At 74.5% G+C, this 24,914-nt stretch carries 19 protein-coding genes; 6 read left to right on the top strand and 13 right to left on the bottom strand.

Features of this window, described 5'->3' with window-relative positions:
- Positions 1-23: 23 nt before the first annotated feature.
- The 7 genes from SVTN_RS34850 to SVTN_RS34820 form a co-directional block, all read right to left on the bottom strand.
- Positions 24-776: a PIG-L deacetylase family protein gene (locus SVTN_RS34850; protein WP_041132666.1), complete on the bottom strand. Its 753-nt coding sequence runs from the start codon at positions 774-776 to the stop codon at positions 24-26.
- On the bottom strand, positions 773-1,705 hold the full coding sequence (locus SVTN_RS34845) for an SIS domain-containing protein (RefSeq protein WP_041132665.1): 933 nt from the start codon (positions 1,703-1,705) through the stop codon (positions 773-775). Before SVTN_RS34845 ends, SVTN_RS34850 begins: the two co-directional genes overlap by 4 nt.
- A 130-nt stretch (positions 1,706-1,835) precedes the next feature.
- Positions 1,836-2,963: a GntR family transcriptional regulator gene (locus SVTN_RS34840; RefSeq protein ID WP_041132664.1), complete on the bottom strand. Its 1,128-nt coding sequence runs from the start codon at positions 2,961-2,963 to the stop codon at positions 1,836-1,838.
- 77 nt (positions 2,964-3,040) lie between these two features.
- A complete protein-coding gene (locus SVTN_RS34835) occupies positions 3,041-4,348 on the bottom strand; it encodes an alpha/beta fold hydrolase (RefSeq protein ID WP_041132663.1) in 1,308 nt (435 codons plus the stop codon).
- Between the two features lie 88 nt (positions 4,349-4,436).
- On the bottom strand, positions 4,437-4,826 hold the full coding sequence (locus tag SVTN_RS34830) for a VOC family protein (RefSeq protein WP_041132662.1): 390 nt from the start codon (positions 4,824-4,826) through the stop codon (positions 4,437-4,439).
- A 105-nt stretch (positions 4,827-4,931) separates the two neighbouring features.
- Complete coding sequence (gene nadE / locus SVTN_RS34825) at positions 4,932-5,762, bottom strand: ammonia-dependent NAD(+) synthetase (RefSeq protein WP_041132661.1); 831 nt, start codon at positions 5,760-5,762, stop codon at positions 4,932-4,934.
- Between the two features lie 66 nt (positions 5,763-5,828).
- Positions 5,829-6,980 (bottom strand): sulfite oxidase, encoded by a 1,152-nt coding sequence (locus SVTN_RS34820; RefSeq protein WP_041132660.1) that lies wholly within the window; start codon positions 6,978-6,980, stop codon positions 5,829-5,831.
- A 716-nt stretch (positions 6,981-7,696) separates the two neighbouring features.
- On the opposite strand from SVTN_RS34820, the gene SVTN_RS34815 reads away from it, so the two are divergent.
- Complete coding sequence (locus SVTN_RS34815) at positions 7,697-8,914, top strand: GNAT family N-acetyltransferase (protein WP_041132659.1); 1,218 nt, start codon at positions 7,697-7,699, stop codon at positions 8,912-8,914.
- Positions 8,915-8,930: 16 nt separating this feature from the next.
- Here SVTN_RS34815 and SVTN_RS34810 read toward each other — a convergent pair whose 3' ends face one another.
- The 5 genes from SVTN_RS34810 to SVTN_RS34790 all read right to left on the bottom strand — a co-directional run bounded on the left by SVTN_RS34810 (position 8,931) and on the right by SVTN_RS34790 (position 13,828).
- A complete protein-coding gene (locus SVTN_RS34810; protein WP_078908621.1) occupies positions 8,931-10,526 on the bottom strand; it encodes a molybdopterin-dependent oxidoreductase in 1,596 nt (531 codons plus the stop codon).
- Positions 10,527-10,597: 71 nt separating this feature from the next.
- Entirely contained in the window at positions 10,598-11,500 is a 903-nt protein-coding gene (locus SVTN_RS34805; RefSeq protein ID WP_041132658.1) for an amino acid ABC transporter permease, read from the bottom strand.
- On the bottom strand, positions 11,497-12,162 hold the full coding sequence (locus SVTN_RS34800; protein WP_041132657.1) for an amino acid ABC transporter permease: 666 nt from the start codon (positions 12,160-12,162) through the stop codon (positions 11,497-11,499). Before SVTN_RS34800 ends, SVTN_RS34805 begins: the two co-directional genes overlap by 4 nt.
- A gap of 10 nt (positions 12,163-12,172) precedes the next feature.
- Complete coding sequence (locus SVTN_RS34795) at positions 12,173-13,018, bottom strand: glutamate ABC transporter substrate-binding protein (protein ID WP_041132656.1); 846 nt, start codon at positions 13,016-13,018, stop codon at positions 12,173-12,175.
- 54 nt (positions 13,019-13,072) lie between these two features.
- Complete coding sequence (locus SVTN_RS34790) at positions 13,073-13,828, bottom strand: amino acid ABC transporter ATP-binding protein (protein ID WP_041134559.1); 756 nt, start codon at positions 13,826-13,828, stop codon at positions 13,073-13,075.
- Between the two features lie 215 nt (positions 13,829-14,043).
- On the opposite strand from SVTN_RS34790, the gene SVTN_RS34785 reads away from it, so the two are divergent.
- Positions 14,044-14,502 (top strand): Crp/Fnr family transcriptional regulator, encoded by a 459-nt coding sequence (locus tag SVTN_RS34785; RefSeq protein ID WP_041132655.1) that lies wholly within the window; start codon positions 14,044-14,046, stop codon positions 14,500-14,502.
- A gap of 96 nt (positions 14,503-14,598) precedes the next feature.
- Here SVTN_RS34785 and SVTN_RS34780 read toward each other — a convergent pair whose 3' ends face one another.
- Positions 14,599-17,274: a helix-turn-helix transcriptional regulator gene (locus SVTN_RS34780; protein WP_159026547.1), complete on the bottom strand. Its 2,676-nt coding sequence runs from the start codon at positions 17,272-17,274 to the stop codon at positions 14,599-14,601.
- A 178-nt stretch (positions 17,275-17,452) separates the two neighbouring features.
- Here SVTN_RS34780 and SVTN_RS34775 point away from each other — a divergent pair, with 178 nt between their 5' ends.
- The 4 genes from SVTN_RS34775 to SVTN_RS34760 all read left to right on the top strand — a co-directional run bounded on the left by SVTN_RS34775 (position 17,453) and on the right by SVTN_RS34760 (position 24,913).
- A complete protein-coding gene (locus SVTN_RS34775) occupies positions 17,453-19,087 on the top strand; it encodes a cytochrome P450 (protein ID WP_052499469.1) in 1,635 nt (544 codons plus the stop codon).
- A gap of 40 nt (positions 19,088-19,127) precedes the next feature.
- Positions 19,128-21,734 (top strand): class III lanthionine synthetase LanKC, encoded by a 2,607-nt coding sequence (gene lanKC / locus SVTN_RS34770; protein ID WP_041132653.1) that lies wholly within the window; start codon positions 19,128-19,130, stop codon positions 21,732-21,734.
- Positions 21,735-21,904: 170 nt separating this feature from the next.
- Positions 21,905-23,680: an ABC transporter ATP-binding protein gene (locus SVTN_RS34765; protein ID WP_052499468.1), complete on the top strand. Its 1,776-nt coding sequence runs from the start codon at positions 21,905-21,907 to the stop codon at positions 23,678-23,680.
- A 21-nt stretch (positions 23,681-23,701) separates the two neighbouring features.
- Positions 23,702-24,913 (top strand): cytochrome P450, encoded by a 1,212-nt coding sequence (locus SVTN_RS34760; RefSeq protein ID WP_052499467.1) that lies wholly within the window; start codon positions 23,702-23,704, stop codon positions 24,911-24,913.
- Position 24,914 lies beyond the last annotated feature (1 nt).

The raw sequence follows: 24,914 nt of genomic DNA, 5'->3' as shown, positions 1-24,914 counted from the left end.
CGCCGCGAATCGTCGGACGGGCCCTAGCGGGCGAAGAGTTCGAACGTGACCGCCGGGCGGTCGCCGAAGCGGGCCGATGCGCGGGACGTCGCCGTGGTCAGGAAGTCGCGGACGTACTTCTCCGGGTCCTCGTCCGTCAGGGCCTCGATGTAGGCGCGGTGGCAGAGGAGGGAGCGGATCGCGCGGTCCAGGCCGGGGGTCGCGTCGATCGCGTGGGTCGGCGTGCTGGAGGCGGCGACCGCGACCCAGCGGACGCCGTTCCAGGGCTCCAGGCCCTGGTCGGTCAGTTCGGGGAAGATCCAGCGGTTGCCCGCGTCGGCGGCCGCGTCGAGGGTGGCGCGGCCGACGGCCAGGTGGTCCGGGGTGTTCCAGGGGGCGCCCGGGCCGCCGCCCCAGGTGTCGCGGTGGTTGAGGGTGATCACGAGCTCCGGGCGGTGGCGGCGGATCGCGGCCGCGATGTCGCGGCGCAGCCCGAGACCGTACTCGATCACGCCGTCGCGGTGGTCGAGGAACTCGACGGTGTCCACGCCGACGACGGCCGCGCTGTCCCGCTGCTCCTGCTCGCGGATCGGGCCGCAGAGGTCCGGGGCGAGGGTGTCGATGCCGGCCTCGCCGCGGGTGGCGAGGACGTACGTGACCTCCTTCCCCGCGTCCGTCCAGGCGGCGACGGCCGCCGCGCAGCCGTACTCCAGGTCGTCGGGGTGGGCGACGACGGCGAGCGCGCGCGTCCAGTCGCCGGGCATCTCCAGGAGCTCCTGGGCATCCGTGTCGATCATGAGCGCAGGATACGGGTCGCCTCCGACACGGTGGGGCGGAACGCTCCGGCGAGGATGACCGAGCGCGAGATGTGCCGCGGGCGGTCGGGGTTGAGGCCGCGCCGGGCCGCGAGGGCGACCGCGAGCCGCTGGACGCGGACGAGGGCCGCGACCGGGTCGATCGCGTCGGCGGCGAACAGGGCGCCCGTGGACTCCACTTCGTCGCGGAGGCCGGAGGGCTCCGGGCCGATGCAGCAGACCAGGCTCGCCCGGTCGCTGATGGTGATCGGGCCGTGGCGGTACTCCATCGCCGCGTACGACTCCGTCCAGGCGCGGGCCACTTCGCGCAGCTTGAGCGCCGCCTCGTCGGCGAGTCCGACGGTCCAGCCGGTGCCGAGGAAGGTGAACTGGCCGCGTCGCTCCCAGGCGGCCGGCAGCTGCTCGTACAGGACGAGTTCGGCGTCGGCGATCGCCGGGCCGAGGTCCACCCCGAGCCCGGCGCGCAGGAGTTGGAGGGCGGTGGTGGCGAACCGGGTCTGGACGACGGAGCGTTCGTCGGCGAAGCCGAGGTCGACGATCCGGTCGGCGAGCCGTCCGGCGGGGCTGTCGGGGACCCCGGTGACGACGAGCGTCGGGACGCGGCCCGCGGCGCCGGCGAGCAGGTCCACGACCTCCGTGGTGGTGCCGGAGCGGGTGAGGGCGACGATCCGGTCGTAGCCGCGGCCGAGCGGGGTCGTGTCGGAGGCGGGGAACGCGTCGGTCTCGCCCGCGCCGAGGGACTCCCGCAGCGCCGCGTAGGCGCGGGCGATGAAGTACGAGGTGCCGCAGCCGACGACCGCGACGCGCTCGCCGCGGGCCGGCAGCAGGCCGGTGTCGCGGTCGGCGATCTCGGCGGCGCGGCGCCAGCAGTCGGGCTGGCCGGCGATCTCCGCGCTGACGTGGGTGCTCATGGTCCGGGTCCTCTCCTCGTGGGTCCTCGCGGGTCCCTCGTGGGTCCCTTGTGGGCCCTTGTGGGTCCCTCACGGGTCCGGACCGAGTTGTATCCGTGCGCGACCAGAGCACACCATGAGCAATCCGTACTCACTGCTTGGACTTTTGCGCCTCCCGCGCCCGGCCGCCGCAGGAGGCGCGGACCACGAGCCTCGGTCGCAGCTGCACCTGGTGCAACGGGGCCGCGTCCCCCTCGGCCAGTCGTCGCAGCAGGATCTGCGCGGCGAGGCGGCCCAGCTGGTACTTGGGCGGCGACACGGCCGTCAGCGGGGTCTCCGCGACGTCCGCGAACTCGTTGTCGTAGCTGATCAGGGCGAGGTCCTCCGGCACCCGAAGGCCGGCCCGGCGGGCCGCCCCGAGCATCAGGGCGGCCTCCCGGTCGCCGAAGCAGAGCGCGGCGGTGACGCCGGAGGCGCGCAGCGCGGCGAGAGCGAGGTCGGCGCGGTCCGGGTCCCAGCGGGCCATCACGTCCCGCTCGTACGCCGGGGCGGGCAGTCCGAGGTCGGCGAGGGCGCGGGCGAAGCCGGACTCGATGGGGGCGGTGGTGGGCGCGTCGGTGCGGGCGACGAGCCCGAGCCGCTCGTGCCCGAGGGCCCGCAGATGGCGCACGGCGTCGTAGGCGCCGCCCTCGTGGTCGGTGCACACGTGCTCGGTGGGGTCGCCGGGGCCGTGGGCGGCGAGCCGGCGTTCGACGAGGACGGCGGGGACGGGCAGGGCGAGGAGCTCCTCGGCGCGCCGTCCCGGGTCGGTCGCGGTGTGCAGGCTGGGTACGAGGAGGAGGCCGTGGACCCCGGCGGACAGGAGCCGTTCGACGGCGGCGTCCTCCTCGGCGGGGTCGTAGTGCGAGCAGGCGAGGACGAGCCGGGCGCCGGCCGCCGCGAGTTCCTTCTCGATGCCCTGGAGGACGCGCGGGTAGTAGAAGGTGGTGTCGGGGACGAGGACGCCGACGATCCGGCGGTCGGCCCGGTCGCGCTCGGGGCGGTGGGCGGCGAAGGTCCCCGCGCCCTGGCGCCGTTCGACGAGGCCGAGGGCGACGAGGTCCTCGTAGGCGCGGCGGACGGTGGTGACGGACAGGCCCGTCTCGGTGGCGAGCGCGCGTTCGGTGGGCAGCTTGCTGCCGGGGGGCCAGGTGCCGTCGAGGATGCCGCGCCGCAGCTCCGCCATGAGGGCCCGGAACTTCAGCTCCCGGCCGGACGCCGGTGTCTCGCGTGCCGCCATCCGGGCCCCTTGCTCCCTTGCTGATCGATTGCGCGCCGAATCCTATGCCCGAACGGTCGGAACGTGATCCCGTGCGATCAGATCTCGCTCCTGGCGAGGGAGAGCAGCCGGTCGAGGACGCGCGGCCCGCCGGCCCGCACCCCGTCGTGCTCGAACTCGTCGGTCACCCAGGTCCGCAGGCCGCGCACGGCGCGCGCGGTCTCCAGGGAGTGGGCGGTGTCGACGTACATGTCGTCCTGGTAGACGGCGGCCGCCACCGGGACCTGGTTGGCGGCGAGCCGCTCGGGGTCGTACAGCGGTTCCCAGTCGGTGCGCGCGGCGAGCAGTTCGGCGGTCTCGCGGAGCGGGCGCAGGGCGGGGTCGGTGGTGAAGTGCCAGGGATGGACGGTCTCGCCGGTGAAGAGCAGCGGCGCGCCCTCGGCGAGCGCGGTGCGGGCGTCGAACTCGGGGTGCTCGGCGCGGACGCGCTCGGCGGCCCAGTCGGTGGGGCCCTGCCCCTGGGCGTAGATGGCCTCGTGGAGTACGGCGTACAGCGGGTGTCCGGCGTACGAGAGGTGCGCCTGGACCTGCTCCAGGAAGGCGTCGGAGAGCGCGGGCCCGCCCGGGGTGGGCACGAAGGCGCCCTCCAGGAGCAGATGGAGCTGGTGGGTGCCGTCGCCGGAACCGAGGAGGATGCCGAGGGACTGGAAGGCCTCGACGGTGAGGAGACCGCCGCCGGGGAGGGTGACCTCGTGGTCGATGAGGTGGGCGGCGATCGCGTTGACCCGTTCCGCGTCCTGGGGGTGGCGGGCGAAGTGGGCCTCGTTCTTCCGCCGGATACGGGGGTAGGCGGCGCGGTAGACCTCGTCGGCGGTCGCGTACAGGGAGGGCAGGCCGCCGGTGACGAGGACCCGCTCCAGGCCCTCGGGGGCGGTGGAGAGGTAGTGGGTGGCGCAGAAGCCGCCGAAGCTCTGGCCGAGGACGGTCCAGGGGGCGCCGTCGGTGAGGCGGCGGCGGATCAGCTCGCAGTCCTTGACGATGGAGTCGGCGCGGAAGTGCGCCAGGTACTCCGCCTGCTCGGCCGGGCCGCCGCGCAGCGGCAGGGTCTGGCGGTTGGCCGGGGTGGAGCGGCCGGTGCCGCGCTGGTCGAGGAGGAGGACGCGGAACTCCTTCACGGCGCGGCCGAGCCAGGCCTGCGGGCCGATGAAGCGGCGGGCGCCGAAGCCGGGCCCGCCCTCCAGGTACACCAGCCAGGGAAGCTTCTCGCGGCCGGATCGGTCCTTGTCGGCCGCGACGACCTCACGGCCGAAGACCTCGATGCGCTCGCCGTCGGGGCGGGCGTGGTCGAGGGGGACGGGGAAGCGGTGGTCGGTGAGGACGAGGCCCGGCTGGCGGTAGGTGGTCAACGCTGCTCCTGCTCCTGTTCGTACCCCCCGCGGGAACAGTGGATCACACGGCGGGGAGGCTTTCCGGGACGGGAACGTGCCGTCGCGGTCAGCCGGTCGAGAGGACCGCGATGATGTTGCCCGCCGGGTCCGTGAACCAGGCGACGGCGGGGCCGTGCCCGTCGCGCACGACGCCCTTCTCGTCGGCCTCGAAGCCGGGGTAGCGCTGGAAGGTCACCCCGCGCCCCACCAGCTCGTCGACGGCCCGGTCGATGTCGTCGACCTCGAAGTTGAGGATCGTGAAGGTGGCCGGGGTGTGGTTCTCCTTGGGATAGACGAAGACCCGCGCCCCGCCGGGCAGGACGAGGTTCAGCATCCGCATCCCCTCCGGGCCGCCGGTCTCCTCCACCCTCAGGCCGAGGACGTCGCCGTAGAAGTCGCGCGCGGCGTCGAGGTCGTCGACCGAGAAGCCGCTGTACGCCGTGGTCTCGCCGAACATGGCGCGCTCCCTTCCGGGGGCCCGGTGCCCGGGCACCCCTTCCAGGATCCTCCGACTGTGCCGCGCCGTCCGCTCAGAGGCTCAGGACCTCAGGACCTCAGGAGCTCAGGGCGCGATCGGCAGCTGCCGCTTGTGCTCGGTGAGCTCGTAGCGGCGGACGATCGTGGCGTACGCGGTCTCCGCGACCGGCTTCCCCTCCAGGAAGTCGTCGATGTCGTCGTAGGTGACGCCGAGCGCGTCCTCGTCGGCCTTGCCCGGGTCGAGGGTCTCCAGGTCGGCCGTGGGGGTCTTCCACACGAGCTCGGTCGGGGCGCCCAGCTCGTCGGCGATCGCGCGGACGCGCCGCTTGGTCAGGCCGGTCAGCGGGACGACGTCGGCGGCGCCGTCGCCGAACTTGGTGAAGAAGCCGGAGACGGCCTCGGCGGCGTGGTCGGTGCCGACGACGAGGCCGTCGTGGGCGCCGGCGACCGCGTACTGGGCGATCATCCGCTGCCGGGCCTTGATGTTGCCCTGCACGAAGTCCTGGTGGTGGGCGTCGCGGAAGGTCGTCCCGCCGGCGAGGCAGGCCTCCAGGGCCGCGTCGCTGGCCGCCTTGACGTCCACGGTGAGGACCCGGTCGGCGCGGATGAAGCCGAGGGCGGTCTGCGCGTCGTGCTCGTCGGCCTGGACGCCGTACGGCAGGCGCATCGCGTAGAAGGTGGCGTCGTGACCGGCCGCGCGGGCCCGCTCCACGGCGACCTGGCAGAGCCGGCCGGCGGTGGTGGAGTCGACGCCGCCGCTGATGCCGAGGACGAGGGAGCGAAGGCCGGTGGAGGTGAGCCGCTCGGTGAGGAAGGCCACCCGGCGCTCGATCTCCGCCTTCGGGTCGAAGGTCTCGGCGACCTGGAGGTCCCGGGCGATCTGCAGCTGGAGGGCGGTGGACGCCGGGTCGGTCACGAAAGTCTCCTCGTCAGGGTCGGTCGACGGTGCACCCGCCGGCACGGGGGTGCACCGGGGTCGACTCTACGCGCCGCCCGCTCGGCCGACGGACGCGTCCGGGGTGCAGAGCACCTCGACCCGCTGGACGAGGTTGTTGGCGAAGCCGCCGCGGTTCCAGGGCGGGGTCAGCGGCTGGACGTTCCCGGCGGCGTCGGTGGCCCGCACCGTCAGGTGGCGCAGTCCCGGCGTCGCGGTCCAGGTGGCGTGCCAGGCGGACCAGGCCCACGGGTGCGCCGGGTCCCGCTCGATCTCGGCGTCGGCCCAGGCCGCGCCGCCGTCCTCGCTGACCTCGACGCGGGTCACCGGACCGTGCCCGGACCAGGCGCGCCCGGCGAGCGCCACGGGGCCGGGGCGCACGACGCGGGTGCGGGACATGAAGTCGGGGAAGCCGGGCGGCACCATCAGGGCCCGGGGCGCGATGAGGGTGACGGGCTCCCCCGGTTCGCCCGCCTCCCGGCGCAGGCGGTAGGCGACGCTCTGCTGGAAGCCGGTGTACGGGGCGTCGCTGAGCGTGATGTCGTGGAGCCACTTCACGTGCGCCATGCCGTACCAGCCGGGGACGACGAGCCGGAGCGGGCTGCCGTGCTGCGGCGGCAGGGGCGCCCCGTTCATCGCGTACGCGACGAGGACGTCCCGCGCCGGGTCGGCGGCCGTCGCCAGGGGCAGGCTGCGGCGGTAGTCCTGCTCGACGCCCCGCTCGACGCCGTGGTCGGCGCCGGTGAACACGGCCTCGACCGCGCCCTCGGCGATGCCCGCCTCCGCGAGGAGGGCGGCCAGCGGGACACCGGTCCAGTCGGCGGTCCCGACGGCCTCGACGAGCCAGGGCTGGCTGACGGGGCGGGGGGTGAGCCGGGCCCGGCCGTTGCCGGCGCACTCCAGGGTCACCCGGCGGGTGACGGCGGGGCGGGCGCGGAGCGCCGCGAGGTCCAGGGCGAGGGGGCGGAGGACCCGGCCGCCGACCGTGAGCCGCCAGCCGTCGGCGTCGGTGGCGGGGATGTCGTAGTGCAGGAGGACGTAGTGCAGCCCGGGCGGGGTGACGTCGTACCGCAGGGCCTCCAGGGGCAGTCCGTGGTTGCGGGCGGCGAGGGCGAGCTCCTGCGGGGTGACGCCCTCGTCGGGGGCGGCCAGGCGGGCCGGTGTGCTGATGTCGGTCAGACCGGTCAGGGATCCGTCCATGCGTTCATCGTCCGCCGGGTCGGGGGGCCCGGCACGTCGGGCCCCGCGCCGGGCCGGACCGTTGTGGGCCGCGCCCCCGCCGGGCCCGGTCGCGGGCCGCGCCCTCGCCGCACCCGCCAGGGCGGCGCCCCGCCGTCCCCGTTGTGGGCAATCGTTCCGCTGGGGCGGAACGGGTGGGCACAACGGACCCGCGCCCGCCGGCGCCCGAGGCTCCCACGCCTGAACCCGCACCACGTCGTGCGGCGCCGCTGGGGTGCGGGTCCAGGCTCGGAACGCGGAGGCGCCGCTGAAGGGCGCCGTCCCGTGTGCCCACCCGTCCCGCCCCAGCGGGACGATTGCCCACACGGCGGGTGGGCGACGCCCAGCCCAGGCGCGGGCCCACGGGCGGGGCCGGGGGCGATGCCCGGTCCGGCGCGGGCCACACGGGGCGGGGCGAAGCCCCGGGCGGGGGCGACGCCAGTCGGGCGCGGGCCCGCACGGCGGGCGGCGGAGGGCACCGTCCAGCACGGGCGCGGGCCCCACACGGGGCGGGGCGAAGCCCCGGGCGGGGGCGACGCCCAGCACGGCGCGGGCCCCACACGGGGGCGTCGTCCAGGTGGGTGTGGGGTCGCGTGGGTAGGGGGTCGTAATTCGGTTGCCCCGGTCGCGCCCTGGCGCTGCACTGGGCGAGGCCCCGCCGATCGTGGGGCCGTCGGACAGGGGAGGCCGCAGTACCGATGGACATCCGTCCCACCACCGCCGACGATCTCGGCGTCTTCGTCGACACGCTTCACACCGCGTTCGCGCGCTTCCCGGAGACCCCGGCCGAGGACGGCAGCGGGGTCTGGTGGTCGGCGTTCGAGATGGACCGCGGCCTGCTCGCGCTGGCGGAGGACGGGCGGCCCGTCGGCACCGCCGCCGCGTACTCCTTCGAGCTCACCCTGCCCGGCGGGGCCGTCGTCCCGGTCGGCGGGGTGACCGCCGTCGGCGTGCTGCCCTCGCACCGGCGCCGGGGCGTGCTCAGCGCGATGATGCGGCATCAGCTCGCCGAGCTGCGGGCGCGCGGGGAGTTCCTCTCCGTGCTGCTCGCCTCCGAGGCCCCGATCTACGGCCGCTTCGGGTACGGGCCCGCGACCTACACGGGGCGGCTGACGGTGTCCCGTCGCCGGGCCGCCTTCGACCTTCCCCGCGCCTCCGGGACGGACACCGGCTCCGGCTCCGTCGAGGTGCTGCGGCGCGCCGAGTGCGGGGAGGTCCTGGAAGAGGTCTACGACCGGTACCGCCGCGCGCAGCCCGGCGCGCTGTCCCGGCCGCACCGCTGGTGGGAGCGGGGCGCCGGGCAGCCCCCGGTCGCTCCGGCGCCGCGCCACGTCGCCGTCCACCGGGACGCCGACGGGGTTCCGGACGGGTATGCCACGTACTCGCTCGGCGATGGCGACACCCTGACGGTCGACGAGACCATCGCCGTCGACGACGCCGTCTTCACGGCCCTGGCCCGGTTCCTGCTCGGGCACGACCTGGTCGACCGGGTCGTGTTCAAGCACGTCCCGTCCGATCACCCGCTGCGCTGGCAGCTCGCGGACTTCCGGGCCGGCGAGGTGGGCGGTGACACGGACTGGCTCTGGGTGCGCGTCCTCGACGTCCCGGGTGCGCTGACCGCGCGCGGCTGGTTCGCGGACGGCGAGCTCGTCCTCGACGTCGACGACCCGTTCCTCGGCGAGCGCGGCCGCCACCTGCTGACCGTCCGGGACGGCAAGGCGGAGTGCGTACCGACGGACCGGGAGCCGGACCTGTCCCTGGACGTGCGGGACCTGGGCTCGGTGTACCTCGGTGGTACGGCTCCGAGCACGCTCGTGCGCGCCGGGCACGTCCGGGCCCACCGGCCGGGTGCGGCCGCCCTCGCCGACGCCCTGTTCCGCGGCGAGCGCGCCCCGCACTGCCTGCACTGGTTCTGACCGCCCGTCGGCATGCTCATCCCTTGACCGTCACCTCCACCGAGTGCCACCCCTGTGCCCCGTTCGGCATCGTGTCGGTGCGGCGTTCCGGCTGGGTGGTGCCGGTGCCGTCGGTGGCGCGGACGGTGAGGGTGTGCCGGCCGGGGGTGGCGGTCCAGGGGTGGACCCACTCGCGCCAGGTGTCGCTGCCGTCCGCCGCGCCGAGCCGGGCGTCCTGCCAGGGGCCGTCGTCGACCCGTACCTCGACCCGGCGGATGCCGCGGTGCTGGGCCCAGGCGACCCCGGCGACCATGACGGTGCCGGCGGCGGGGCGGGAGAGGGCGCGCGGGGTGTCGATGCGGGACTGGGTCTTGACGGGGGCCTGCGCCGCCCAGCCGCGCGGGACCCAGTAGGCGTCGTACGCGTCGAAGGTGGTGAGTTCGATCGACTCGATCCACTTGCAGGCGGAGACGTAGCCGTAGAGGCCGGGGACGAGCATGCGGACGGGGAAGCCGTGGGCGAAGGGCAGGGGTTCGCCGTTCATCCCGAAGGCGAGGAGGGCGTCGCGGCCGTCCATGACGGTCTCGACGGGGGTGCCGATGGTCATGCCGTCGACGGAGCGGGCCACCAGCTGGTCGGCGGGGCCGCCCTCGGAGGGCGGGCGGACGCCGGCCTCGCGGAGCAGGTCGGCGAGGCGTACGCCGAGCCAGCGGGCGTTGCCGACGTAGGGGCCGCCGACCGGGTTGGAGACGCAGTTCAGGGTGATGTCCCGTTCGAGCACCGGCCGGGCCATGAGCTCCCGGAGGGTGACGGTGCGTTCCTCGCGGACGCCGCTGCCGTGGATCCGCAGCCGCCAGTGGTCGGCATTGACCTTGGGGACGATGAGCGCGGTGTCGACGCGGTAGAAGTCGCGGTTGGGGGTGAAGAAGGTGCTGATGCCGGGGACGTCGAGCTGTGCTCCGGCGGGCACGGCCGGTGCGGGGGACGCAGGCCGGGGCAGGCGCAGGGCCTCGCGGGAGGCGGCGGCGTTCTCCTGTACGGGGGTGCCGACGGCGCGGCCGATGGCGGCGGCTCCGGTCGCGGCGAGTCCGGTGGAGGCGGCGACGATCAGGAAGCCGCGCCGGTCCGCCTGAGCGGTTCCGGGCCTCGGGGTGAGGAGGCGGCCGGTCAGGACGTACAGGAGGAGCGCGCCGGCGGCGGCTCCGACGAGGGAGGGGACGGCGTCCATGGCGGATTCGGAGTCGGGGCGGGTGACGGCGGCGAGGGCCCCGAGGACGCCGAAGGCGGCGACGGCCGCCGCGCCGAGCAGCCGGTGGCGCAGGGCGAGCAGCCCGACCCCGAGGGCGAGGACGGCGAGGATGAGCAGGATGCCGAGCTGGAGGACGGTCTTGTCGTTCTCGCCGAAGGCGCGGATCGCCCATTCCTTGAGGGCCGCCGGGGTCCGGTCGACGACGGTGCCGCCGACGGCCACGACGGGGCCCGCCTCGGGGCGTACCCAGAAGGAGACGACGTCCGCTACGGCCAGGGAGACGTACGCCGAGACCAGGCCGCCGAGCGCGGCGAGGAGACGGTCGGTGCGGGTGGGTCCGTGGCGTTCGGGGTGGGGCTCGGGCGCGGTCCTGGTGGCGTTCATGGTCGCTATTTCGGCACACCCGGCCGTACGGATGGGCCGCATCACCCGTATGGATCTCCGTCGTATGGGTCTCAGTGCGTTTCCGGGTGCTCGCCCGGTACCGCCAGGTCCTCCACCGCTTCGACGCCGACGACCGCGCCGGTGGACTTCTTGCCGCGCCGCAGGCGGCGTTCGAGCCAGGAGGCGAAGGTGGTGAGGGCGAAGTTGAGGGCGACGAAGATGACGGCGACGACGGTGAAGCAGGCGATCGTGTTGGCGCCGTAGTTGGCGCTCATCGGGCGTACGGAGGCGAGGAGTTCGGAGAAGCCGAGCATCGCGCCGCCGAGGGCGGTGTCCTTGACGATGACGACGAGCTGGCTGACGAGGGCGGGCAGCATGGCGGTGACCGACTGCGGCAGCAGGACGTACGTCATGGTCTGGCCCTTGCGCATGCCGATGGCCTTGGCCGCGTCGGTCTGGCCGGTGGGGAGGGCGAGGATGCCGGCGCGGACGACCTCGGCGAGTACGGAGGCGTTGTAGAGGACGAGTCCGGTGACGACGGCGTACAGGGGGCGGGTGTCCGGGCTGATCTCGGTGAACTCGGAGTAGGCGGCGTTCGCGAAGAGCATCAGGATCAGGACGGGGATGGCCCGGAAGAACTCGACGACGGTGCCCGCCACGGCCCGGACCGAGCGGTGGTCGGAGAGGCGGAGGATGCCGAGGAGCGCGCCCAGGGGCAGGGCGATGACCATGGCGAGCGCGGCGGCGATCACGGTGTTCTTCAGGGCGGGCAGGATGTACGTCTCCCAGACGCGGGCGTCGGTGAAGAAGGGCGCCCACTTGGACCATTCGAGCTGGTTCTTGGCGGCGAGGCTCGCCACGACCCACCAGATCACGGCGGCGAGGCCGATCAGGAACAGCAGCGTCCAGAGGAGGTTGCGGCGTCGGGCGCGCGGGCCGGGGACGTCGTAGAGGACGGTGGGCCGGTCCTTCACCGCTTCACCGCCACCTTCTTGGCCACCCAGCCGAGGAAGAGGCCGGTGGGCAGGGTGAGGCAGAGGAAGCCGACGGCGAAGATCGCGGAGATGAGGAGGAGCTGGGCCTCGTTCTCGATCATCTCCCGCATCAGCAGGGCCGCTTCGGCGACGCCGATGGTGGCGGCCACGGTGGTGTTCTTGGTGAGGGCGATGAGGACGTTGGCGAGGGGGCCGACGACGGAGCGGAAGGCCTGCGGGAGCACGATCAGGCGCAGGACCTGGGGGAAGTTGAGGCCGATGGCGCGGGCGGCCTCGACCTGTCCGAGGGGGACGGTGTTGATGCCGGAGCGGAGGGCCTCGCACACGAAGGCGCTGGTGTAGGCGATGAGTCCGAGGACGGCGAGCCGGAAGTTGATGGTGGTGAACCGGTCGGCGCCGAGGGTGACTCCGAGGGTCTGGAAGAGGCCGAGGGAGGTGAAGACGATGATGACGGTGAGGGGGATGTTGCGGACGATGTTGACGTAGGCGGTGCCGAAGCCCCGCATGAGGGGGACGGGGCTGACGCGCATCGCGGCCAGCAGCGTCCCCCAGACGAGGGAGCCGATCGCGGAGTAGACGGTGAGCTGCACCGTCACCCAGAAGGCTCCGAGCAGGTCGTACCCCTGGAGGAAGTCGAACACGGCTGCCTGCTCACTGGACGACGACGCCGATCTTCGGAGCGGGCTCGTTCTTGTAACCGGCCGGACCGAAGTTCTTGTCGACCGCCGCCTGCCACGAACCGTCGGCGACCATCTTCTCCAGGGCCTTGTTGATCTTGGCCTTGAGCTCGCTGCCCTTCTGGACGCCGATGCCGTAGTTCTCGTTGCTCAGCTTGAAGCCGCCGAGCTTGAACTTGCCCTTGAACTCGGGCTGCGAGGCGTATCCGGCGAGGATCGAGTCGTCGGTGGTGATGGCGTCGATGACGCCGTTCTCCAGGCCGGTGAGGCACTCGGAGTAGCCGCCGTACTCCTGGAGCTGCGCGTTCGGGGCGATCTTCGTCTTGACGTTCTGCGCGGAGGTGGAGCCGGTGACCGAGCAGAGCTTCTTGTTGTTCAGGTCGGACGGCTTCTTGATCGAGTTGTCATCGGCCCTGATCAGGACGTCCTGGTGGGCGAGGAGGTAGGGGCCCGCGAAGTCGACCTTCTCCATCCTCTTGGGGGTGATCGAGTACGAGGCCGCGATGAAGTCCACGTCGCCGCGCTGGAGCAGGGTCTCGCGGTCGGCGCTCTTGGCCTCCTTCCACTCGATGTCCTTCGGGTCGTGGCCCAGCTGCTTGGCGACATAGGTAGCCACGTCGACGTCGAAGCCGGTGTACTTCCCGTCGGGGGTCTTCAGACCGATGCCGGGCTGGTCGAACTTGATGCCGATGGTGATCTTGCCTCCGTCGTCGCGGAGCACACCGCCGGCCGCGCCGTGCGCGAATCCGGCGGAGGTGAAGGAGAGGACGACGGCCGCGGCAACGGCGACGGTGGCCCTTCTGGTCCTGAGCGGGTTCATGAGGATCACCTCTGGGGCTGCTGATCGGGCGACCGACCACACGGCGGCCGCGGCTCAGTGGTGGAGGATCTTGGACAGGAAGTCCTTGGCGCGCTCGCTGCGCGGATTGCTGAAGAACTCGTCCGGGGTCGTCTCCTCGACGATCCTCCCGTCGGCCATGAAGACCACGCGGTTGGCGGCGGAGCGGGCGAAGCCCATCTCGTGGGTGACGACCACCATCGTCATGCCGTCCCGGGCCAGTTGCTGCATGACCTCCAGGACCTCGTTGATCATCTCCGGGTCGAGCGCGGAGGTCGGCTCGTCGAAGAGCATCACCTTCGGATCCATCGCGAGGGCGCGGGCGATCGCCACGCGCTGCTGCTGACCACCGGAGAGCTGGGCGGGGTACTTGTCGGCCTGGGAGGCGACGCCGACCCGGTCGAGGAGGGCGCGCGCCCGTTCCTCGGCCTTCTTCCGCTCCTTCTTGCGGACCTTGATCTGGCCGAGGGTCACGTTGTCGAGGACGGTCTTGTGCGCGAAGAGGTTGAAGGACTGGAAGACCATGCCCACGTCGGCCCGCAGGGCCGCCAGTTCGCGCCCTTCGGCGGGCAGTGGCCGCCCGTCGACGACGATCTCGCCCGCGTCGATGGTCTCCAGGCGGTTGATCGCCCGGCACAGCGTCGACTTCCCCGAGCCGGAGGGCCCGATGACGACGACGACCTCGCCGCGGTGGATCGTGAGGTCGATGGACCGGAGGACGTGCAGGGGGCCGAAGTGCTTGTCGACCCCGCGCAACACGACGAGCGTGTCGCCGCCGTCCGGGACGGGCATGGCACCCTCCAGGGTCACGCCCCCGCTTGCCGCTCCCTCCCCACGTTCATGCTCCGCCCTCCGCCCGGCGCGCGCACTCCGGACGGAGGGTGTACGGAGGGTGTCCGCGGGACCACCCTTCGCTTCGGCACCCGGTCGGCCGGTCAGGATCCTGCACGTGGGGACGGGCGGGCCCACACTGGGGGTGGGAGCCGAGTGTGCGAGGAGGGCCAGCCATGACGAGAGACGCGCCCAAGGTCAGCACGTTGCCGCCGGAGCACCGGGAGCGCCTGATGGCCTTCGCCGAGGACGTGTACTTCGAATCCGGCGACCGTCTGTTCGAGGAACAGCAGCACGCCGACCGGTTCTGGATCGTCAAGACGGGCGCGGTGACCCTCGACGCGAAGGTGCCGGGCCGGGGGGCACCCGTGATCGAGACCCTGCGCCACGGGGAGCTGGTCGGGCTGTCCTGGCTGTTCCCGCCGTATCTGTGTCAGTCGGGGGCGGAGGCGATGACGCCGGTGCGGGCGTACGAGTTCGACGCCCCGGCCGTCCGGTCGATGTGCCACACGGACCCGGAGTTCGGTGCGTCGGTCATCTTCTGGGTGGGGTCGATCCTGGCCCACCGCCTCCATGTGACCCGGGTCCGGCTCCTCGACCTGTACGCGCCGCACGGGAGCGGCATCCTGGCCTGACCGGCACCGTGGGCCCGACCGGCACCGTGCGGGCGGCACGGCGCCGGTCACGGCTGGCGCCCAGGGCCTGTCCGACCCTGAGCCGCCGGACAGGCCCTAGACCAGCAGGACGTCCGCCAGGTCCGCCCGGCCCGTGACGCCGAGCTTGCGGTAGATCCTGCCGAGGTGGTTCTCCACGGTCCGCACGGACAGGACGTACGCCTCGGCGATCTCCCGGCTCGTACGGCCGCGGGCGGCCATCAGCGCGATGTCCCGCTCCCGGGCGCTCAGCGGCACCGCCGCCGAGGCTCCGGCCAGCGCCGGTGTGGCCGCCTCCTGGCAGCGGCCGCGCAGCGCGAGGGCCCGGGCGGCGGCACGGGCGGCGCTCGCGGCGCGGTCCCGGCGCCGCCACGCCCCGGCGGCCTCCCCGAAGGCCTCGGCCGCGTACAGGTGCAGGCCGAGCGCGGCCATCCGCTCGGCGACGGCCTCCAGAGCCGCCGGATCGGGTCCGCCCGCCGGGGCCACCGCCGCCGCGTGGGCGGCCCGGACCTCCGCGAGCGAGCCCTGGACGAGCGCGGTCGCCGCGGCCAGTTCGGCGGCGACGCCTCTGCCCGCCGATCCCCAGCGCAGGACGTCATGGAGGAGCGCCGTCGCGACGGTGGCCTCGCCACGGGCGAGCGCCGCCCGCGCGGCGCCGAGCATCAGCTCCCGCGCGGGGCCGTCGGCCCCGCGCAGCAGAAGGACCCAGCCGTGGGCGCGGAGCGTGTCGGGCTGGCAGAGCGGGCTGTACGGAGGGCCGGCGGGCGTCAGCGCCTCCGCCTCCGGTGCGAGGCGGCCCGTCTGGGCCGCGGCGAGGACCAGGCCGGCCAGGGCCCGCTGCTCGGCGAAGGCCTGTCCGCAGAGCCGGGCGAGTGCGCGGGCCTCGCGGAAGTGGGCCAGGGCGTCGGTGACGAGGCCGCGTTCGAGGGCGATGCGGCCCCGGACCCAGGCGAACCAGACGGTGAGCGCGGGGACCGCGTCCCGCATCGCCTCCTGCCCTTCGAGGGCGGTGCGTTCCGCCTCGTCGAGGCGGCCCGACTCCAGGAGGGCCGCCGCCACGAGGTAGAGGCTGCGGGCCGGGTAGTAGGCGGTCCACCGGTCGGCGAGCCCGCTCTGGACGGCGTAGGCGTGGCGGCCGGTGCGCACGGCCTCGTCGACGCGCCCCGCGGAGAGCCGTACCCGCAGGTGCGCCTGCAACAGCAGCACGTCCGTCTGGGTCCACGCGCCGCCGGCGTCCTCGCCCCCGGGTTTCGGGTCGGCGCCCTCGGCCAGGGCCAGGACCGCGGCGGCCTCGTCGTTGCGGCCCACGGCGCTCAGCAGCCCGGCCCGGCAGGCCGTGAGCGCGGGCCGGACCCCGACCCGCCCGGCGGCCCGGTCGAGGACCCCGAGGGCGGCGAGGGCGTCGCCGAGGCCGTAGAGGTGGTGCTGGGAGAGGGCCGCGGCGGCGGACTCGACCTCGCCGGGCGTACGGGCCTCGCCGAAGGCCCGTTCGAGGACCGGGATGCTCTCGCCGAACTCGCCGCGCTGGCCGAGCCCTTCGCCGAGCAGCAGTCCGGCCACGACGTGGGGGCCCTGGGTCAGGGCGGCCCGGGCGAGCCGGCACATGGTGTCGACGTCGCCGTCGTCCAGGGCGTGCCCGGCGGCGCGGACGAGCAGCTCGGGGTCGGCGGTGCCGGTGGCGTCGAGCTCCCACCGGGCGAGCGCGAGCGCGTCGCCGTGCCGCCGCGCCCCGTGATCCCGTACGCGTCCGGCCTGTTCGAGCAGGAGGGAGCGGGCGAGGAGGCGGGGCGTGCCCCGGCGGAGCAGCAGGGCGTGCCAGGGGTGGGCCAGCTGGACCCGTCGGCGCCGGTCGTCCTCGGTGACCGTGACGAGCCGCTCCTCCTCCAGGTCGGCGAGGGCCTCGGGCGTCACCCTCGCCAGGGCGTCGGCGAGCCCGAGCGGGCCGCACAGGGCGAGCAGCCTCAGCAGGGTGCGCCGGTCCTCCGGGAGCGCGCGGAAGCGTCCTTCGGCGGGGGCGTCGAGCAGGGTGTCGTCCAGCGGTCCGGTGAGGCACCACACCTCGTCCACGGGCCGCAGGGTGCCCTCCCGTACGGCGGCGCGCAGGATCTCCCGGGTCCACAGCGCATTGCCCCGCCCCGCCTCCCACAGGGCCCGTACGGCGGGGGCGGAGACGGGGGCGCCGAGCGTGTCGGCGAGGAGGCGCGCGGTGGTGGCCCGGTCGAAGGGGCCGATGCGGAGGTGCTCCACGGCGTCCTGGTGCCAGAGCGAGCGCAGGGCCTCGGGCCACTCGGCGTCCTGCGGCAGGGTGGCGACGAGGAAGAACCCGGTGGCCGCGTCGGCGGCGAGCGCGGACAGCAGGGTCAGCGAGGAACCGTCCAGGTGGTGGAGGCCGTCCACCAGGAGCAGGGTGCGGGGCCGGCCCGCCGGGGCGGCGAGCAGCTGCCGTAACTCCTGGAAGTGGCGGCCGAGTTCGCCGGGGAGCGCGGGGCCGGTGAGATGGGGGGCGAAAGCGGCGAGGGGGACGTGCGAGGCCGCCTCGCTCACCGGGAGCCGCACGGTCCGGTGGTGGGCGGCGGCCTCGTCGGCGAACTCGGCGGCCAGCCTGCTCTTTCCGACGCCGCCCTCCCCCGTGAGGACGACGCCCCGGCAGCCGGGCCTGCGCAATCCGCCGCGCAGGCGCTCCAGTTCGGCGTGGCGCCCGGTGAAGGGCAGGGGGCTTCCGCCGGCGGGCAGGGGTCTTCCGTCAGCCGTCACCGGCGTCCCCACCCCCTTCTCCGCCCTTGTGTCGCTTGTCCGTTGAGTAGGTGTCCGCCGGGGTTTGAGTAGGTGTCCACTCTGTCGCGGTTCCCCCCGGCGGCGGAGGCTATGCGACAGGCGGGCAGCACGACCGAAAGCCCGCCGGTCGTCGGAAGTGCTTCGGGGGGAGTACGCCATGAGCGCCGTGCGGGCGTCGGGGGGATCCGGGGAGCTCGTGCTCCTCGGAGGCTGTACGGGCACGGGTCTCACCGGTCCGGAGTCGCTCGCGGTACGGGGCGGCTGGCGGGTCCGGACGCTCTCCCCGGCCACGGGGGACGGGGAGGGCTCGTGGGCCGCGCGGCTCGCCGACTTCCTGGCGTCGCCGGACAGTCCGGACCGGATGGTCCTGGTGGCGGAGGGCCGGGCCTGCGGGGCGGTGTTCGCGCTCGCGGACCGGCATCCGGAGCGGGCGGCCGCCGTGGTGGCGCTCGCGCCGGAACCCTCGGCGGACGTGCCGGCGCCCGGTCTCGCCTGTCCGGTCCTGGTGCTGCCGGGTCCGGCGGAGGAATCCGGGCGGGCCGTCGAGCGGTTCCTCGCCGACTTGAGCACGAGGCCGGCGGAGGAGGCCCGTCCCGTAGGGAACCGGGCGCTCTCCCCCGCGGACCTGCACGAGCCCTCGGTCATGCGCCGGTTCGCCGAGGCCGGGCCGGTCCACCGGCTCGCCTCGGCCGGCTCCGTACCGACCTGGGTCGTCACGGGGTACGAGGCCGCCCGGGCGGTCCTCGCGCATCCCGGCCTCCGGGGGGACACCGCGACGACGGCCGGATACCGGCCGCAGCCACCGGAGCTGGCCTCCGTCCACCCGGGCGACGCCGACACGGTCACCGTCGACGCCGGCGAGCACGCCCGGCTGCGCGGGCTCGTCGAGCGGCACCTCACCCCGCAGTGGACCGACTCGCTCCTGCCCCGGCTGCGGCGGGTCACCGACGGGCTCCTGGACGGGCTGCCCCGGGACCGGGAGGTCGATCTGGTGGCCGCGTTCGCGGTCCCGCTGCCCGTGGCCGCGCTCTGCGAACTCCTCGGCGTACCGGAACCGGACCGGCCGTACCTCGCCGACTGGCTCGTCCGCCGGGTCCCGACACCGCCGCCCGCCGCGCACGAGGACGTCGACGCCTACCTGGCCGGTCTCGTCGCGGAGCGGCGGAAGCGGCCCGCCGACGACCTCCTGAGCAGGATGTGCGAGGCCGTCCACGACGAGGACCTGATCGCGGCGGCCCGGCTGCTGCTCGTGTCCGGGGCCCGGCCGACGACGACGCTCCTCGGGAACGGCGTCGCCGCGCTCCTCGCCGACCGCGACCGGTGGCGGCTGCTCACCGGGGACCCGGACGCCGTCGCCGGGCCGGTCACCGAGGAACTGCTGCGCCGTGTCACCCCGTACCCGGTGGGGTTCGCGCGCCGGGCCGTCGCGCCGGTCGAGGCGGCCGGGGTCCGGATCCCGGCGGGGCACCGCGTCCTGGCCTCCCTGACGGCCGCGAACCACGACCCGACCGTGTGCCCCGCGAACCACGACCCGACCGTGTGCCCCGGGGAGCACGACGGTCCCGACCCGGGCCGCGCCCCGCACCCCCACGCCTCCTTCGGCCACGGGCGGCACGCGTGCCTCGGCGCCGGCTTCGCCCGGGCGGTGGTCCGCACGGCGCTCGGGACGCTGGCCGGCCGGTTCCCCGGCCTGGACCTGGCGCCCGGCACACGGGAGCTGCACTACCGCAGGAGCCGGGTGCGGTACCTGCTCGCGCTGCCGGTCCTCCTTGGACCCGAGCACCGCCCGTAAAGCCCTCTGCCCTTCCCCTTCTCGCACGGGAGACGTCCGCATGGAAGCCACCACGATTCCGGAGCTGATGGCCTACTGTCAGGCCGATCCGGCCTTCTTCGAACCGCCGTGGCACATGCGGGACGAGGACAGTCTGTTCGCGGCCGGGAAGCGGCCCTGCCCGCCCGGATGGCGCCGCCGCGCCAACGGCCTGTGGACGGTCGTCGAGCCCGAGGACGGTCACCTGCCCGAGCAGGGCTGGAAGATCCACGTGTCGGCCACGGCCGCCGACGCGGACACCGTGTGCGACCTCGTGTCCGAGTTCTGCCTCGCCCGGGGTGTCACCTTCAAGTTCCTCCGCAGCGGGGCCGCGCTGCGGCTCCTGAACAGCAAGTACGCCGACCGGGGCGGCAGCGGCAAGCTCCTCACCCTCTACCCGGCCGGCGACACCGTGCTCGCCGAGCTCCTTCCGGAGCTCGCGGCGCTCCTGAAGGGCTTCACCGGCCCGTACGTCCTCAGCGACGTCCGGTACGAGGACTCCCCCGTGTACGTCCGGTACGGCGCGTTCGTCCCGCTGACGTACACGGCGCCCGGCGGCGAACTCGTGTACGCCGTGCGGGCGCCGGACGGCTCGCTGGTGCCGGACCGGCGCGACCCGGTCTTCACGGTGCCGGAGTGGGTGACGGTCCCGGAGGTGCTGCGCGCCTCGGTCGAGCGCCGCACGGCGGGCGGGGAGGAGTTCCCGTACCTGATCGAGAAGTCGCTGCACTTCTCCAACGGCGGCGGGGTCTACCTGGCCCGGGCGCGGGACGGCGGGGGTTACGTCGTCCTGGTGGAGGCCCGGCCGCACGCGGGGCTCGACCGCGACGGCGCCGACGCCGTCGCCCGGCTCACCCGGGAACGGGAGGTCCTGGAACGGCTCGACGGCCTCGACTGCGTGCCCCGGGTCCTCGGCCATCTGGTCGTCTGGGAGCACCACTTCCTCGTCGAGGAGTACGTCGAGGGCGAGACGCTCCTGGAGGAGGTGTTCGCCCGCTATCCGCTCGGCAGTCCCGAGCCCTCGGCCGAGCGGCTCGCCGAGTACACCGCGTGGGCGACCGGTGTCCTCGCGAAGGTGGACCGGGCGCTGATGGCCGTCCACGCGCGCGGGGTGCGCTTCGCCGACCTGCACCCGGCGAACATCATCCTGCGCCCCGACGGGCGCGTGGCCCTGATCGACTTCGAGATCGCCGGCGACCTCGACGACCCGAAGCCGCCGGCGCTCGGCGCGCCCGGTTTCACCGCACCCGAGGGCATGTCCGGGCGGGAGGCCGACGAGTACGCCCTGAACTGTCTGCGGCAGTGGATGTTCCTGCCGATCAACCCGCTCCAGGAGCGCGACCCCGTCAAGTACGCCACCCTCACCGACGTCATCACCGCGCACTTCCCGCTGCCCGAGGGCTTCGGTGCCCGTCTCGTCCGCAAGCTCGGCGAGGGCCGTGAGCCCTTCGGCGAGGACACCGCGGCCCGGCTGCTCGCCGGGGCGCCCGAGGACTGGCCCGCCGTCCGGGACGCGCTCGTCGCCGGCATCCGTGCGAGCGCGACCCCGGGGCGTACGGACCGGCTCTTCCCCGGCGACCCCCAGCAGTTCGGCACGGGCGGCATCGGCGTCGCCTCCGGAGCCGCCGGGGTGCTGTGGGCGCTGCGTCAGACGGGCGCCGACGTGCCGGAGGAGTACGGGGAGTGGCTGGCGGCGGCCGTGCGGCGGGTGAGGGAGCCGCGCCCGGGACTGATGGACGGCCTGCACGGCGTGGCGGCGGTGCTCGACGCGCTCGGGCGCCGCGACGAGGCCCTGGACGTGCTCGACCGTACCCGCGCGCTCCACGCCGGTCTGCGGGCACCCGGACTGCACTCGGGTCTGGCGGGCGCCGGGCTGGGCCTGCTCGGCTTCGCCTCGCTCACCGGCGACGGGGAGCTGCGCGCGGAGGCCCTCGACATCGGCGAGACGCTCGCGGCGGAACTGGGACGCGAGAGTTCCCCGATGTTCCCGCCGACGGGGCGCGTGGGGCTCGAACACGGGCTGACGGGCGTGGCGTACTTCTTCCTGCGGCTCCACGAGCTCACCGGCGACCCCCACCACCTCGACCTGGCGCGGACGGCGCTGCGCCGCGAGACGGACCGGGGGCAGTTCCTCCCGGACGGGGGCTTCCGGCTCCTGTACGGCAACCGGCACCTGGTCTACCTCGGTCCCGGCAGCGGCGGTCTCGCGCTGGTCCTCGCCCGGTACCTCGCGCGCGTGCCGGACCCGACGGCCCCTGAGGCCACGGAGTTCGCGCGGGTCGTCGCCGGGGTGCGGCACGCCTGCCGGGCGCCTTTCGTCCGCCATCCCGCGCTGTTCATGGGGCGGGCGGGCATCATCACCACCCTCGGTCTTCTCGACGTGCCCGAGGACCGGCCGCACGTGCACGAGCACGTCCGCCGGCTGTCCTGGCACGCCGTCTCCCACGAAGGCCACCCGGCCTTCCCCGGCAACCAGCTCCTGCGCCTGTCCATGGACCTGGACAGCGGAAACGCGGGTGTGCTCGTTGCCCTCGGCGTCGCGTTCGAACGGAACGCGTCGATCGTCCCCTTCCTCGATCTGCGGGCGCCCGCGACCGGGGAGCCGTCCACGGCACACGGAAGGAGGTGAGAGAGATGGCCTGCGTTCTCCAGCTGCAGTCGCTCGGCGAGGCCGAGTCCGCGCACCCGTGCAACAGCATCGTGACCTCCTACAAGGGCACCTGCTGACGGGTCCGGTGCCGGGGCCCCCACGGCGGCCCCGGCACCGACACACCCTCCCGACCCGCTTCGAGGAATCCCGTGAACACACCGCCCCGCCCCGACCTCCCTCCCGAGGAGCCCACGGCCTCCGTCCGGCGCGTCCTGCTCGACCACATCCGACCCTCCTGGCCGGCGCTCGCCCTCGGCGGTCTGCTGAGCCTGGTGACCGCCGCGGCCGGTCTGACGATCCCGCTCGTGGCCGAGCGGCTCATCGACGGCCTGACCCACGACCGGCCCCTCGACGGCGTGCTGTTCGCGATGGGGGTCCTCGTCGCCGTCACCGCGCTCGCGGGACCGGTCGCGCAGTACGTGCTGCGCCGGGCCGCCGAGACGGTCGTCCTCACCGCGCGGCGGCGGCTCTCCTCGCACCTCCTGCGGCTGCGGATCGGCGAGTTCGACCGGACCGAGCCCGGCGACCTGATCGCCCGGGTCACCTCCGACACGGCGCTCCTGCGGCAGGTCACCACCGACGCGCTCGTCGGCACCGCCACCGGGGCGCTCACCCTCGCCGTGACCACGGTGCTGATGTGCCTGCTCGACCCGGTGCTCACCGGCGTGACGCTCGGCGTGCTGCTCCTCGCCGGCTGGGTGGTCCGCACGGTCATGGTGCGGGTCAACGAGGCCGGGACCGCCGCCCAGGAGTCGGTGGGCCTGGTCGGGGCGGCCCTGGAGCGGGCGCTCGGCGCGCTGCGCACGGTGAAGGCCTCCGGCGCGGAGGACCGGGCCGAGGCCGCCGTCCACGAGGCGGCCGAGTCCTCCTGGCGGGCCGGGGTGCGGGCGGCGAAGTGGCTCGCGCTCGCCGGGAACACCGCCGAACTCGCCGTGCAGACCGCCTTCTTCACCGTCCTCGCGATCGGCGGCAGCCGGGTCGCCTCCGGGGCCCTGGACGTCGGCCGGCTCATCGCCTTCCTGATGTACGTGTTCTACCTGGTGCCCGCCGTGCAGCAACTCGTCGGCGGCGTCAGCCAGTACCAGCTGGGGGCGGCCGCGGTGAACCGCATCCGGGAGACGGAGTCCCTGCGCGCCGAACCGAAGGGCCGGGGACCGGAGCCGGAGCCCGTCGGCTCCCCCGTACCGGCCTCCCTGGAGTTCCGGGACGTGCACTTCCGCTACGGTCCCGAACTGCCGCCCGTGCACCGGGGGGTGAGCTTCTCCGTGCCGTCCCGGGGCACCACGGCCTTCGTCGGACCGTCCGGCGCGGGCAAGACCACCCTCTTCTCGCTCCTGGAGCGCTTCTACGAGGCCTCGGCCGGCAGCATCCTCCTCGACGGGCGCCGCCTGGACAGCTGGGACCTGCGGGAACTGCGCTCCCTCATCGGTTACGTGGAGCAGGACGCGCCCGTCGTGTCCGGTTCCCTGCGGGAGAACCTGCTGCTCGGGCGGCCCGGCGCGAGCGGCCCCGAGCTCGACCGGGTCCTGCGCACGGCCCGCCTCGACGAGCTGGTGGAGCGCCTGCCGGAGGGCCTCGACACGCTGGTGGGGCACCGCGGCACCCGGCTCTCCGGCGGTCAGCGGCAGCGGGTGGCGATCGCCCGCGCGCTCCTTCGCCGCCCCCGGCTGCTGCTCCTGGACGAGGCGACGTCCCAGCTGGACGCGGTGAACGAGGCCGCGCTGCGGGACACCGTCGCCGACGTCTCGCGGACCACGACCGTCCTGATCGTGGCGCACCGGCTGTCCACGGTCGCCATGGCCGACCGGATCGTCGTGCTCGACGGGGGTGTCGTACGGGCCGTCGGCACCCACGCCGAGCTCCTCGCCGGCGATCCCCTCTACGCCGAGCTGGCAGCGACCCAGTTCCTCGAACCCACCGCCTGAACCCCGAAGGAGATCCGCCCGATGGAATGCCCGTACGCCGGATCCGTCCGACTGCCCGTGATCGGGGCGGAGATGCTCAGGGACCACGCGGCCCTGACGCGGCTGCGCGAGAGCGGCACGGTGGAGGTCAGCCTCGGCGGCCGCGAGGACGGTCTGATGGTCACCCGGTACGAGGTGGCCGCCGCCGTCCTGGTCGAGCCGGCCCTGCGCGGCGAGCACCCGCTGGCCGTGTCCATGCGCACCGGCGCGGACGAAGAGGCCTGCGACGAGGAGCAGTTGTTCTTCCTGCCGACCGAGGAGCACCTCAGGCTGCGCCGCACGGTCTCCCGCCGGCTCACCCACCGCCGGGTCGCCGGGCTGGTCCCGCGCGTCCAGCGGGAGGCCGATCTGCTGCTCGCGGCCGTGCCGCCGGGCGAGGCCGTCGATCTGGTGCGGGTGTTCTCCCGGCCGTTCCCGGTCGCGGTGCTCTGCGAACTCCTGGGCATCCCCCGGGAGGAGCGGGGGTACGTCCGCGACTACCTGTACGGCTGGGTCGCGGAGTACGGCGGGGCGAGCACCGTCACGGAGAGCGCGGGCCACGCGCTGTCCCGGTATCTGAAGGAGCTGATCGGGGAGCGGGCGGAGGAGCCCGGGGACGACCTGATCAGCGCGATGCTCCGGCAGGGCGGCGAGGACGCCGGGCTGCTTCGGGAGGACGCCCTCGCCGCCGTCCGGTTCGTCCTCGTCGCGGGCCACCGCCCGGTGACCCGGCTGATCACCGACGGTCTGGAGCTGCTGCTCCGGCAGCGGGAGCACTGGGAGCGGCTGCGGGCCGAGCCCGGCCGGCTCGACGCCACCGTGGAGGAGCTGCTGCGCCACGTCACCCCGACGACGCTCGCGTCCCGGTACGCGGAGACGCCGACCGAGGTGGACGGCGCGGCGCTGGCCGACGGCGGCGGGGTGCACTGCGCGCTCGCGGCCGTCAACCGGGATCCGGAGCGCTTCGAGGACCCGGACCGCTTCGACCCGGACCGGACGCCCAACGCCCACCTGGCCTTCGGGCTCGGGCACAAGCACTGCCTGGGCTCGGCGCTCGCCCGCGCCGAGCTCCGGGTCGCCTTCGGCACCCTGCTCGCCCGCTTCCCGCGCCTCGCCCTCGCCGATCCGGCCCCGGGCGCCGAGGAGGAGCCGGAGCGGCGACGCCTCTGGGTGGTCCTCGACCCGGACGGCGACCACGACCCCGTACCGCACTGAA

This window comes from Streptomyces vietnamensis (assembly GCF_000830005.1).
GTDB lineage: Bacteria > Actinomycetota > Actinomycetes > Streptomycetales > Streptomycetaceae > Streptomyces > Streptomyces vietnamensis.
This window is presented reverse-complemented; position numbering and strand designations above follow the sequence as displayed.

Excerpts from the sequence above, each read along its gene's own strand:
- SVTN_RS34850 (WP_041132666.1), bottom strand. The coding sequence starts at position 776 with ATGATCGACACGGATGCCCAGGAGCTCCTGGAGATGCCCGGCGACTGG.
- SVTN_RS34845 (WP_041132665.1), bottom strand. The coding sequence starts at position 1,705 with ATGAGCACCCACGTCAGCGCGGAGATCGCCGGCCAGCCCGACTGCTGG.
- SVTN_RS34840 (WP_041132664.1), bottom strand. The coding sequence starts at position 2,963 with ATGGCGGCACGCGAGACACCGGCGTCCGGCCGGGAGCTGAAGTTCCGG.
- SVTN_RS34830 (WP_041132662.1), bottom strand. The coding sequence starts at position 4,826 with ATGTTCGGCGAGACCACGGCGTACAGCGGCTTCTCGGTCGACGACCTC.
- SVTN_RS34820 (WP_041132660.1), bottom strand. The coding sequence starts at position 6,980 with ATGGACGGATCCCTGACCGGTCTGACCGACATCAGCACACCGGCCCGC.
- SVTN_RS34815 (WP_041132659.1), top strand. The coding sequence starts at position 7,697 with ATGGACATCCGTCCCACCACCGCCGACGATCTCGGCGTCTTCGTCGAC.
- SVTN_RS34810 (WP_078908621.1), bottom strand. The coding sequence starts at position 10,526 with ATGAACGCCACCAGGACCGCGCCCGAGCCCCACCCCGAACGCCACGGA.
- SVTN_RS34795 (WP_041132656.1), bottom strand. The coding sequence starts at position 13,018 with ATGAACCCGCTCAGGACCAGAAGGGCCACCGTCGCCGTTGCCGCGGCC.
- SVTN_RS34790 (WP_041134559.1), bottom strand. The coding sequence starts at position 13,828 with ATGCCCGTCCCGGACGGCGGCGACACGCTCGTCGTGTTGCGCGGGGTC.
- SVTN_RS34785 (WP_041132655.1), top strand. The coding sequence starts at position 14,044 with ATGACGAGAGACGCGCCCAAGGTCAGCACGTTGCCGCCGGAGCACCGG.
- SVTN_RS34775 (WP_052499469.1), top strand. The coding sequence starts at position 17,453 with ATGAGCGCCGTGCGGGCGTCGGGGGGATCCGGGGAGCTCGTGCTCCTC.
- lanKC (WP_041132653.1), top strand. The coding sequence starts at position 19,128 with ATGGAAGCCACCACGATTCCGGAGCTGATGGCCTACTGTCAGGCCGAT.
- SVTN_RS34760 (WP_052499467.1), top strand. The coding sequence starts at position 23,702 with ATGGAATGCCCGTACGCCGGATCCGTCCGACTGCCCGTGATCGGGGCG.